Origin of the sequence: Pseudomonas saudiphocaensis, from assembly GCF_000756775.1 — a bacterium.
Taxonomy (GTDB): domain Bacteria; phylum Pseudomonadota; class Gammaproteobacteria; order Pseudomonadales; family Pseudomonadaceae; genus Stutzerimonas; species Stutzerimonas saudiphocaensis.
This window is the reverse complement of record NZ_CCSF01000001.1, coordinates 662,642-673,663: the sequence shown is the minus strand read 5'-3', so window position 1 is coordinate 673,663 and position 11,022 is coordinate 662,642. Positions and strand designations below refer to the sequence as shown.

The following is an 11,022-nucleotide window of genomic DNA, read 5'->3' as shown; positions in this document are numbered from 1 at the left end:
AACCCTCTGGCCGAATGAATTCGGTCCTACAGCGGTTGTCCGCGTGGCCAAAGCCCCCGATGCCCTCATTTCAAATCCGGCTCGTTCACGCCCGCACTGAATCGCCAGATGCCGAACGGCAGCTGCCAAGGCTCGATCCGCATCCACTGCGTCTTGCCGTACCAGGTCCAGCGATGGCCGTTCATCAAGTCTTCGCCCTGAGTCTGCGCATCATCAGGCAAGCCCAATTCCCACAGCGGCAATTCGAAATGCGCTTCCTGAGCGTTGTGTGGGTCGAGGCTCACAGCCACCAGAACGAAGTTCGACAGATCCGCCGTACGCTTGCCGAAGTAGAAGATGTTGTCGTTCCAGGCCAGGTAAGGCTTGAAGCCAAGATGGGTCTGCAATGCAGGGTTTTGCCGGCGGATGCGATTGAGCTGGGCGATCTCGGCGATGATGTTGCCGGGCGCGCGATAGTCCCGCGGGCGGATCTGGTACTTCTCCGAGTCCAGATACTCTTCCTTGCCGGGAATGGCGGCGGCCTCGCACAGTTCGAAGCCCGAATACATACCCCACAGTCCGGAGCCCATGGTGGCCAGCGCCGCACGGATGAGGAAACCGGCACGGCCGGATTCCTGCAGGAAGAAGGGATTGATGTCCGGCGTGTTGACGAAGAAATTCGGTCGGTAGCAGTCGCGCAGGGGATGTTCGTTTAGCTCGGTGAAATACTCGCTGAGCTCGGCCTTGCCGTTGCGCCAGGTGAAGTAGGTGTAGCTCTGGTTGAAACCGACCTTGCCCAGACGCGCCATCATCGCGGGCCGGGTGAAGGCTTCCGAAAGAAACATCACATCCGGATCACGCTGACGGATATCAGCGATCAGCCATTCCCAAAAAGGCAGCGGCTTGGTGTGCGGGTTGTCGACGCGAAAGATCTTCACGCCCTGTTCCACCCAGTGCCAGACCACGTCACGCAATGCCAGCCAGAGATCGGGCATCGCATCTTCGGCATAAAAATCGACGTTGACGATGTCCTGATACTTCTTCGGCGGGTTTTCTGCGTAGCGGATGGTCCCGTCCGGGCGCCAGGAGAACCAGCCGGGATGTTCCTTCAGCCACGGGTGGTCCTGAGAGCACTGGATGGCGAAATCCAGGGCGATCTCGAGGCCATGCTCCCGTGCAGCAGCGACCAGTTCGCGAAAGTCGTCCAAGGTCCCCAGTTGCGGATGGATGGCATCATGGCCGCCCTCTTCGCTACCGATCGCATAAGGGCTGCCGGGATCGTTCGGCCCTGCTTGCAGGCTATTGTTCGGCCCCTTGCGATGGGCTCGACCAATCGGGTGAATCGGCGGAAAGTAGAGGACGTCGAAGCCCATGTCGCGGATCATCGGCAGGCGCTTGTGCACATCGCGCAAGGTGCCGTGGCGATTCGGGTCATCGGTCTCCGAGCGCGGGAACAGCTCGTACCAACTGGCAAACTGCGCCAACGGACGTTCAACCTCGATCGGATAGCTGGCGCTCGCGCTGTAATGCTCGCGCGGATCGGCCTCGGCCATGACCGAGGCGGTGTCTGCAGAGAGCAGCAGCGACACACGCTCGTCATCCAGATGAGAACTGTCGAGCCGATGCAGCAGATCATCCAGAATCGCTCTGATTTCGCCCTGGGCCCGCTGCGCAGCACTTTCAACCAGCTGGCGCCCTTCAGTCAGCTCAAGGGACACTCCAACACCTGCCGCATGTTTTTTGGACAGCTCGTATCGATAGGTCTCGTAGAGGTCCCACCAGGCCTCGATACGAAACTCGTGAGAGGCCACTTGGCTGGCAGTGAACTGGCCCTGCCAAATATCCCGACCGGCATCGATACGCTTGAGCGGTGCACGCCGCCACCCCTCCTCGCCCTTCTGTCGCCAGGCAATCATGGCCGCCAGCTGGTCGTGGCCGTCAGCGTAAACTCGACAGCTGACCACCACCGGCTGCCCAATAATCGCCTTGGCTGAGAAGCGTCCATCATCCAGTACCGGCTGTACGGTATCGATGGCAATGCGGGGCAAGCGCATGGCCTGCTCAAGTGCGGGGTCGATCGTATTTTGGGACGGTACTTCGGACATCGAAACGGGCTCCTGGCGCGTGAACGCTGCGATACGGCAGACCCGTCCGCTACGCTTCAGGAACGATCGTTAAGCGGGCCGGATACGCCGAGGGGAAACCCAGCAGAGGGGTTTCAGAACTCAGTTATTCCGAGCCGGGAGAGTGACTAAAAGTTCAGCGTGAAGGCCGCGCCAGCCGACCGGAGCACGGCGCGTTCGAGCATGGGAGGATGAGCGGCCTGGGAGCCCGATGAAAAGCTGTAGCAAACCCATGGATGCCTGCCACAGAACGGTACGAAGAAGCGACGGTCAGGCTTCGCCTTCCTCGTTGACCCGATCGCGCAGTTCCTTGCCAGGTTTGAAATGCGGGACGTACTTCCCGTCCAGTGGTACGGACTGGCCGGTCTTGGGGTTACGGCCAATGCGGGGAGCCCGATAATGGAGAGAGAAGCTGCCGAATCCGCGGATTTCGATGCGATCACCTGTGGCCAACGCCTGAGCCATCTGCTCAAGCATGGTCTTGATTGCCAACTCCACATCCTTGGACGAAAGCAGCCCCTGCTGGGTGACGATTCTCTCGATCAACTCCGACTTGGTCATGGTTTTCCCTTCGTTTTCAAGCGGCTAGATCATTTAGGTTGCGATCGTTTGTAGCATGTTGTACAGACTTTGAACAGCCTATGGGCTCCCCATGCCGCCGACGCAGGAGGGAAACTGCGTCGGCATCGTTACCGCTTGTTACGCCCGCTCCACCAGCGCCCTGGCTTCTGCCTGGATACGTGCTAGATGCGCTTCGCCTTCGAAGCTCTCGGCGTAGATCTTGTAAACGTCTTCGGTACCCGATGGGCGAGCGGCGAACCAGCCGCTGTCGGTCACCACCTTGAGCCCACCGATGGCCGCGCCGTTACCCGGAGCTTCAGTAAGAATCTGGGTGATGGGCCGACCCGCCAGTTCATCCGCAGTAACCTGAGAGGCGGACAGCTTGGCCAGCCTGGCTTTCTGCTCACGATCTGCTGGCGCGTCGATGCGCTGATAGACCGGCGCGCCAAAGCGTTCGGTCAATGCCTGATAGCGCTCGCCGGGATCCCTGCCGGTAACAGCGGTCATCTCCGCGGCCAGCAGCCCGAGGATGATGCCGTCCTTGTCGGTGGACCAGGCGGCGCCTGTCTTGTCCAGGAAGGATGCTCCCGCCGATTCCTCACCACCGAAGCCCAGGCTGCCATCCATAAGGCCGTCAACGAACCATTTGAAGCCCACCGGCACCTCGACGACTTTCCGGCCTATGCCGCTGGCCACCCGGTCGATCATGGACGAGGACACCAACGTCTTGCCGATACCGGCCTGCGCGTTCCATTGAGGGCGGTGGGTGAAGAGGTATTCGATGGCCACCGCCAGATAGTGGTTGGGATTCAGCAATCCCGCCGAGCGCGTGACAATGCCGTGGCGGTCGTGGTCGGTATCGCAGGCGAACGCCACCTCGAAGCGGTCCTTGTTCTCGATCAGCCCGGCCATTGCATGGGGCGAGCTGCAGTCCATGCGGATCTTGCCGTCCCAGTCCAGACGCATAAAGCGGAAGGTAGGGTCGACCGTGGTTGAAAGCACCTCCAGCGGCAGCCCGTAGCGCTCGGCGATACGAGTCCAGTAATGCACGCCGGCACCACCCAGCGGATCGACTGCGAATTTGAGGCCGGAGCCGCGAATCGCGTCGAGATCGATCACCTGTCCCAGCCCGCCGACATAGCTGTCGATAAAGTCGAAACGCTGGGTCGTCGGCGCTTTCAGCGCCTGGATATGATCCATGCGCTCGACGCCGCGCAGCCCGGCCGCCAGCAAGGCGTTGGCGCGATCCTGAATCCAGCGGGTCACGTCGGTATCAGCCGGGCCGCCGTTGGGCGGGTTGTATTTGAAGCCACCATCGGCGGGCGGGTTGTGCGAGGGCGTGATGACGATACCGTCAGCCAGGCCGTCGCGCCGGCCCAGGTTGTACTTGAGAATGGCGTTGGAAATCGCTGGCGTCGGCGTATAGCCGGGGGCGCCGTCGGTTTCACTGCATCCTGAGTCAATGCGAGTTTCGATGCCGTTGGCGGCCAGCACTTCCAGGGCCGAAACGAATGCCGGCTCGGACAGCGCGTGGGTATCCATGCCGACGAACACCGGCCCGTTGATGCCCTGCTCGCGTCGGTAATCGCAGATCGCCTGGGTTACCGCGAGGATGTGCCACTCGTTGAAGCTGTTCTTCAGCGACGAACCACGATGACCTGAAGTGCCGAAGGAGACCTGTTGTGCCGGGTCGGAAGGGTCGGGACGTTCGCTGTAGTAGCGCGAAACCAGGCGCGGAATGTGGGTCAGCGAATGTTCGTCTGGCAGGCGTCCTGCGTTGGGGGCGATGCTCATGGGTCAGTCCCTGAAGAATGGAGGTCGAAAAAAAGCGCCCCAGACTAACGGTCAGCGGCGGTCGAATCCATACGACCGCCGCCAAAGGACTTTATCTCCACACTCACTCGGTCTGATACAGCCCTGGCAACTCGTAGCGCATACCGTAGCTGGCATAGATCCGCTCCAGGCTGCCGTCGGTGAGCATTCCCTCCAGCACGCCTTCGATGGCATAGGCCAGCTGCCGGTTGGACTCATGCACGGCCATGCCCAAGTCCCACACCTGCCGCCCCATATTTGGGTAGGCGTTGTCGGCCAGATGCAGGTTGCGGTCGTTGGCCTGGCTCATCAGCCAGTCGATCTCGCCCCGCATGCCCATGGTCGCGTCCACCTCGCCGGCCTGCATGGCGGCAAAGGCATCGCGAGTGGTTGGGTAGTGGTGCAGCATCTTTCGGATGTTGCCGTTGAGAACCGAAGCCAGATAGAACGAAGGTACGCTTTCCACCTCCACCCCGACCGGATGGTACTGGAACACCGCGACGCTGCTTACCTCTTCCAAACGGCGATGGTCATATGCCGACTGCCAGCGCTCACGCTGATAGGGGCCAAACATCACCACCAGCTCGTTGATCAGCTCGCCCAGCTCGTTCTGCTTGTAAGAGAATTCGCGGTCATAGGGCACCCGCAGCATGACGTCGGCGACGATGCCGGGCCGCAGGTAATGGCCACGCCAGATGAAGTTGCGCAGGTCATCGTCCAGCGTCTCATCGGGCGTAACCCACAGCACCTCGACCTTAAGCCCGAGCCCGTCCGCCAGTTGCTGCGCCAGCTCGACATCCACCCCGCGCGCCTCGCCGTCGACCATGAAACTGTACGGGGGGAAATCCCGGTACAGCGCGACCTTTAGCACGCCCGAGGCGATGATGTCGTCGAACTCGCGCACCTTCGCCACGTGCGGCACCTGTGCCTGGGCCAAGGCGCAATACATCAGCAGACAAAGGCTCGCCAGCAGCCGGCGCATGGTGATCACTGCTTGGCGGCCTCACTTTCGATATAGGTACGGATTGCCCAGAGTGCTTCCTGGCTGAGGTAGTCGGCCATGCGTGGCATATACACCGCGCCGTCGCGCACCGCGCCATTGATTACACGCTCTTTGTACCAATCGTCGCCGTCAACACTAGCCTCTAGCTCGCGCAGATCAGGCGCGATGCCTCCAGAAATGGCTTCCAGGCCGTGGCAACGGGCGCAGTTCTGGTTGTAGGCCGACGATCCAATCTCGATCGCCCGCTCGTGGAACTCGCTCGGTTCACGATAGGGGTTTTCATCCAGCCATTCTTCGCCCAACGGAGCCAGCCCCTTGGTTTCCACTTTCTGTGGTGTTACGTCGCCGTGTGCCATCGCAAAGCCGGCGGCGCCGAGCAGGCCGGCAGCGAAGAAAGCACGCAATAGAGTTTTATTATTCATGACTACCACCGTTGATTTCTGAAACCTGAGCAAGGCAACTCCTACTACGGAGCGCATGGCGGCCATCTTGGCGATGCGCCCGGTTCGGCAGAATCCTGCTTTGGTTGCCAGCTTCTCCTTCCTTGGTAGTAGGGCATTGGGCCGCCAGGCACACCCTGCGGTAGCAAGGCGAAAACACAGACCGTTTGGGAAGTTTTCCCTGGGTTGGCGGGAGCTTTTCCGTATCGGGCAGAGGAGCGCGATTCCAATAATCGCCGTGCCTGGCCATTGGCTCGCAACGACAACAACGTTCATGCGGCAAGGCCTCGTTCGTATCGACCAAGGGAATCGCAACCATGACAACAAGATCGCACCCCGGCAGCAAACGCCCTCTCGCCCTCGCCGTGCACTGCCTGGCGCTAGCCGGCGGCCTCGCTTTGAGCGGCCTCGTTCAGGCTAAGAACGTCACCTGGGAAGACATCGCCAATGACCACGTCTCCACTGAAAACGTCCTGCAGTACGGGCTTGGCACCAACGCCCAACGCTGGAGCCCGCTGGCCCAGGTAAACGAGAACAACGTTTTCAAATTGACCCCGGCCTGGTCCTTCTCTTTCGGTGACGAAAAACAGCGCGGTCAGGAATCCCAGGCCATCATTCACGACGGCGTGATCTACGTGACCGGCTCCTACTCCCGAGTGTTCGCTCTGGATTCGCGTACCGGCAAGCGCCTGTGGAGCTATGCGCACCGCCTGCCCGACGACATCCGTCCGTGCTGCGACGTGGTCAACCGTGGCGCCGCAATCTACGGCGACAAGATCTACATCGGCACCCTCGATGCCAGCGTGGTGGCACTGAACAAGGACACCGGCAAGGTGGTGTGGAAGAAGAAATTCGGCGACCACGCCGCTGGCTACACCATGACCGGCGCACCGACCATCGTAAAAGACGGCAAAACCGGCAAAGTTCTGCTGATTCACGGCAGCTCCGGAGACGAATTCGGCATCGTCGGCAAGCTCTTCGCCCGTGATCCGGACACCGGTGAGGAAATCTGGATGCGGCCCTTCGTCGAAGGCCACATGGGCCGCCTGAACGGCAAGGAAAGCACGCCCACTGGCGACATCAAGGCGCCGTCCTGGCCGGATGATCCCAACCACCCCACCGGCAAGAAGGAAGCCTGGAGCCAGGGCGGCGGTGCGCCGTGGCAGAGCGCGAGTTTCGACCCGGAAACCAACACCATTATCGTCGGCGCCGGTAACCCGGCACCCTGGAACGGCTGGGCGCGCACCGCCGACGGCGGCGACCCGAAGGACTTCGACAGCCTCTACACCTCCGGTCAGGTCGGTGTGGACCCGAGCACCGGCGAAGTGAAGTGGTTCTACCAGCACACGCCTAACGATGCCTGGGACTTCTCCGGCAACAACGAGCTGGTGCTGTTCGACTACAAGGACAAGAACGGCAAGACCGTGAAGGCCACCGCCCACGCCGACCGCAACGGCTTCTTCTATGTGGTCGATCGCAAGGACGGCAAGCTGAAGAACGCCTTCCCCTTCGTCGACAACATCACCTGGGCCAGCCATATCGATCTCGAGACCGGTCGCCCGGTAGAAGTTGCAGGCCAGCGTCCGCCCAAGCCCGAGCCGGGTGAAACCCGCGGCAAGTCGGTGGAAGTATCACCACCCTTCCTTGGCGGCAAAAACTGGAACCCCATGGCCTACAGCCAGGACACCGGTCTGTTCTATGTGCCTGCCAACCACTGGAAGGAGGACTACTGGACCGAGGAAGTCAGCTACAAGAAGGGCAACGCCTACCTGGGCCAGGGCTTCCGCATCAAGCGCATGTATGACGACCACGTCGGCATCCTGCGCGCCATGGACCCCACCACAGGCAAGGTCGCCTGGGAACACAAGGAAGCTCTGCCTCTGTGGGCAGGGGTGCTGGCGACCAAGGGCAACCTGGTCTTCACCGGTACCAGCGACGGCTACTTCAAGGCGTTCAACGCCAAGACCGGCGACGAGCTTTGGAAATTCCAGACCGGCAGCGGAATCATCTCCCCGCCCGTCACCTGGGAACAGGACGGCCAGCAGTACATCGGCGTAACCGTCGGCTACGGCGGAGCCGTACCGCTGTGGGGCGGCGACATGGCCACACTGACCAAGCCGGTCGCCCAAGGCGGCTCGTTCTGGGTGTTCAAACTGCCTGAGTGGGACAACAAGACGGCACAGCGCTAAGCGAAGCTTTAGGGCCGAACCTGTTCGGCCCTAAAGACCCTTCTCGGAATAAGTCAGCCTTTAGCCAGTTGCGGGAGCTGACCGGGAACCGGCCAGAGTTGGCGCTCTCGGGTTCGCGGCGCTCCTGCCCAACTGAAGGCTGATCGGGCGGTCCCCTTCGTAACAGCAATCCGGTTTTGCAGGAGAGAGCTTGCGCAGGGGTTTCGCGGCCAACGTCAGGTCCTGACGCTCTCCACCTAAATCCCCTTTCATCCCAAACGCTGCACACAGGGAACCTGCCATGAAATCACCCAGACTTTTGCTCCCCCTCGTACTGCTTGCCAGCGTCACGGCGCTTGCCGACGACGACCAGCCGCGCAGCATTAACGGCTGCGTGCTGCAACCTGAAAGCCAATGCCCCAACGCGGATCTACGCGGGGCCGATCTCAGCAACCTGGACCTGAGCAAAATCAACCTGGCCGGTGCCAACCTTTCCGGTGCCAACCTGCGTCATGCCAAGCTCGACCTGGCCAATCTGGAAAAGGCGAATTTCACCGGCGCCGCTCTCAGCCGCGCCAGCCTGCAACAGGCCAATCTGCGCCTGACGAATTTCACCGATGCACACATGGTCGCGATTCAGGGCTGGGGGCTGTTCGGCCAGGGCGCTCAGTTCCAAGGTGCAGACCTGACCGCTGCCAATCTGGAGTTCGCCCGCATGAGCGGTGCCAAACTGCACCAGGCGAACCTGACCGGAGCGAACCTGGAAATGACCTGGCTGAGCAAGGCCGACCTAAAGGGCGCCGATCTAACCGATGCCAACCTGCAGGAAGCCAAACTGAACGATGCCAACCTGGCCAGCGCCACCCTCACCGGCGCCCGCCGCCACTACGCGTCCTTCCAAGGCACCAATATGGAGAAATGCACTGATTGCCCGCTGGACTGGGAGAAATAGCGCGCTTGCTGGAAACCATGTCGTGCAGAAAGCGAAAGCTCGCGGACACGTTCGCGAGCTTCTTAGGCTTTACCCCGCCGCCCGCTCTCCGACCCGCAGCACACCCGTATCGATGGCCAGATGTACCAGTTCGGCCTGGGAGCTGACCTGCAGCTTGCTCTTGAGTAGGGTCAGGTAATTGGACACCGTCTTGCCGCTGATGCACAGACGCTCGGCGATCACCCGCGAAGGGGTACCTTTGGCAAGCATCACGAAGATTTCGAACTCACGCTGGGTCATGCCTTGCAGCCTAGGATCATGAGCATCGGTGGCCGTGGGATTGCGTGCCAGCTGTGTCGCCAGCGGCTGTTCAATATAGGCGTAGCCGGCAAGGGTGCGACGTACCGCATCCACCAACACCTGCGGTGAAGAGCTCTTGGTTATATAGCCGGCAGCACCGGCATCCAGGGCCTGGCGCACCAGCGGCAATTCATCATGCATGCTGAAGAACAGCACCCGCAGCTGGGGCAGCCGCTGGATCAGCCGGCGTGTTGTCTCCAGGCCGCTGATGCCCGGCAGGCCGACATCCATGATCACCAGACTGGGGATCTCCTCCTGAACCTTTGCCAGAGCCTCCTCGCCATCACAGGCTTCCACCACCTGGGCTTCAGGCAGCAACGCTCGCAAAAGTGCCGCATAGCCCTGGCGGACCACGGCATGATCGTCAACCAGCAATATCTTCATGGGCCATGGCCTCCATAAGGGGAAAATCCAGCAGAACAGCCCAACCGCCACCGGAGCGGCTGGCGAGGAACAGATGGCCCCCGAGGCAATGCGCTCTTTCTCGCATCGAGCGCAGGCCGATACCCAGTGGGCGACTCTCGCCTGCCCCACAGCCGTTATCCCGAACCAGCAAGCGCAAGCGCTCACCACGCAGACGTAGACGGATGTGCACACGGCTGGCGTGGGCATGTCGGGCGACATTAGTCAGCGCTTCCTGCAACAGCCGGTACAGGTGTTCCTTGACCACCAGAGGCAGGACAGGAAGACGCTTGTCCACATGCAGACGTAGCTCTATGCCATGCGCCTCCTGCCACTGCTCCGCCAACAGGCGGATCGCTTCCGGCAGCTCAAGGTGTTCAAGCATCACCGGGTAAAGCTCGCGGGTCAGCCGCCGGAATCCGTTCTGTAACTGTTCGCAGTTGTCATCCAGACGCACGGCCGTGGCCGCGACCAAAGTCGGTTGATCCTTGACCGCCTGCAGCAGGCAGGCCTGGGCGCGGATGCCGGCCAGGTACTGACCGAGATCGTCGTGCAGGGCCTGGGCCAGCTGGGTTCGCTCACGTTCCTGCAAGGCCAGCAGCGCATGCGTCAGCTCATCGTTCTCACGACGGGCGCTCTGTAGAGAAGTCACCATGCGGTTGAAATGCCCGGCCAGCTGACGCGCTTCCGCCAGCGTGTGGCTACCCAGGCGGGTATCGAGCCGGCCCTGTGAAACCCGCTCCAGAGCGGCGAGCAGCTCATCCAGCACCGCCAGTGCCGGGCGTAGCGCCCAACGAATCGCCAGCAGACTTAGCAGCAGCGCGATGCAGAACAGGGTCAGCAGCCGCAGCAGCGAATCCCATACCTCGTCGATTTCGTCAGCCGGATCGACGCTTAGCTGCAGGCGCCTGCCATCCGCCAATGGCAGAGTGACCGGCTCGGCAAGCTCGCTCGGATAAATCTGTCGGTCGAGCCAGGAACCCCGATTCAGAGGCTCCGGCACTTGTCCCGGCTGCAGCCATCGCACCCGCACGTGCCGCAGGTTATCGGTGAGTTCTCCTTGCAGCGCGGCAGAGTCGCGCTCGGCCACCTCGCTGAGGTAGGTGACCATCGCCTGTGCGGCACTCAGCTCACGGCCTACGTCATGGCTGGCCTGGCGCAGCAGCACCAGCATGCAGACTGTGGCGATCAGGCCAAAAAACAGCGAAACCAGCCAGTAGATGCGCCCGAGTGCAGACATAAG

At 61.5% G+C, this 11,022-nt stretch carries 9 protein-coding genes; 2 read left to right on the top strand and 7 right to left on the bottom strand.

Features of this window, described 5'->3' with window-relative positions; all coding sequences use genetic code 11:
* Nucleotides 1-65: 65 nt before the first annotated feature.
* The 5 genes from BN1079_RS03225 to pedF form a co-directional block, all read right to left on the bottom strand.
* A complete protein-coding gene (locus BN1079_RS03225) occupies nt 66-2,084 on the bottom strand; it encodes an alpha-1,4-glucan--maltose-1-phosphate maltosyltransferase (protein ID WP_037022243.1) in 2,019 nt (672 codons plus the stop codon).
* A 288-nt stretch (nt 2,085-2,372) separates the two neighbouring features.
* The gene (gene ihfB / locus BN1079_RS03220; RefSeq protein ID WP_037022241.1) at nt 2,373-2,663 is read right to left on the bottom strand and encodes an integration host factor subunit beta; all 291 of its coding nucleotides are present in this window, start codon (nt 2,661-2,663) and stop codon (nt 2,373-2,375) included.
* Between the two features lie 138 nt (nt 2,664-2,801).
* Entirely contained in the window at nt 2,802-4,457 is a 1,656-nt protein-coding gene (pgm, locus tag BN1079_RS03215; RefSeq protein ID WP_037022240.1) for a phosphoglucomutase (alpha-D-glucose-1,6-bisphosphate-dependent), read from the bottom strand.
* A 103-nt stretch (nt 4,458-4,560) separates the two neighbouring features.
* On the bottom strand, nt 4,561-5,457 hold the full coding sequence (locus tag BN1079_RS03210; RefSeq protein ID WP_037022239.1) for a substrate-binding periplasmic protein: 897 nt from the start codon (nt 5,455-5,457) through the stop codon (nt 4,561-4,563).
* A gap of 5 nt (nt 5,458-5,462) precedes the next feature.
* Nucleotides 5,463-5,900 (bottom strand): cytochrome c-550 PedF, encoded by a 438-nt coding sequence (pedF, locus tag BN1079_RS03205; RefSeq protein WP_037022238.1) that lies wholly within the window; start codon nt 5,898-5,900, stop codon nt 5,463-5,465.
* A 335-nt stretch (nt 5,901-6,235) separates the two neighbouring features.
* Between pedF and exaA the strand changes: the two genes are divergently transcribed.
* Both exaA and BN1079_RS03195 read left to right on the top strand, forming a co-directional pair.
* Nucleotides 6,236-8,107, top strand: a complete 1,872-nt coding sequence (gene exaA / locus BN1079_RS03200; protein WP_037022236.1) for a quinoprotein ethanol dehydrogenase — start codon at nt 6,236-6,238, stop codon at nt 8,105-8,107.
* A gap of 280 nt (nt 8,108-8,387) precedes the next feature.
* On the top strand, nt 8,388-9,038 hold the full coding sequence (locus tag BN1079_RS03195) for a pentapeptide repeat-containing protein (RefSeq protein WP_037022233.1): 651 nt from the start codon (nt 8,388-8,390) through the stop codon (nt 9,036-9,038).
* Between the two features lie 69 nt (nt 9,039-9,107).
* Here BN1079_RS03195 and BN1079_RS03190 read toward each other — a convergent pair whose 3' ends face one another.
* Nucleotides 9,108-9,761: a response regulator transcription factor gene (locus BN1079_RS03190; protein WP_037022231.1), complete on the bottom strand. Its 654-nt coding sequence runs from the start codon at nt 9,759-9,761 to the stop codon at nt 9,108-9,110.
* Entirely contained in the window at nt 9,742-11,019 is a 1,278-nt protein-coding gene (locus tag BN1079_RS03185; RefSeq protein ID WP_037022229.1) for a HAMP domain-containing sensor histidine kinase, read from the bottom strand. The genes BN1079_RS03190 and BN1079_RS03185 overlap by 20 nt, the downstream gene beginning before the upstream one ends.
* Nucleotides 11,020-11,022 lie beyond the last annotated feature (3 nt).